Origin of the sequence: Streptomyces viridiviolaceus, assembly GCF_014650995.1 — a bacterium.
Taxonomy (GTDB): Bacteria; Actinomycetota; Actinomycetes; order Streptomycetales; family Streptomycetaceae; genus Streptomyces; species Streptomyces viridiviolaceus.
Window position 1 is genome coordinate 1 of record NZ_BMWA01000129.1, and the last position, 539, is coordinate 539.

General features: G+C 70.7%; 1 protein-coding gene. It reads left to right on the forward strand.

Annotated features, from left to right (window positions below; genetic code table 11):
• Positions 1–539, forward strand: a 539-nt coding sequence (locus IE260_RS41235; protein WP_189881045.1) for a beta-ketoacyl reductase, incomplete at both ends; no start/stop codon positions are given.

The window sequence follows — 539 nt, forward strand, 5'->3', positions numbered from 1 at the left end:
CTCGGTGCGCTCGTCGCCCGCCACCTCGTCACCCACCACCACGCCACACACCTGCTCCTCACCAGCCGACGAGGCCCGGACTCACCCGGCGCCACCGAACTGCGAACGGAGCTGGAAGCCCTCGGCGCGGAGGTGACGTTCGCCGCCTGCGACGTCTCCGACCACGACGCCCTGGCCGGCCTGCTCGCCGAAATCCCGGCCGAACGGCCCCTGACCGCCGTCATCCACGCCGCAGGACTCCTCGACGACGGCATCATCGACACACTCACCCCCGACCGCATCGACCACGTCCTGCGCCCCAAAGCCGACGCCGCCTGGCACCTGCACCAACTCACCACCCACCTCGACCTCACCCACTTCATCCTCTTCTCCTCCGCCGCAGGCACCATCGACGGCGCAGGACAAGCCAACTACGCCGCCGCCAACACCTTCCTCGACGCACTCGCCACCCACCGCACCGCCAACGGACTCCCCGCCACCTCCCTCGCCTGGGGCGCCTGGGCCCACACCACCGGCATGACCGACCACCTCAGCGACAC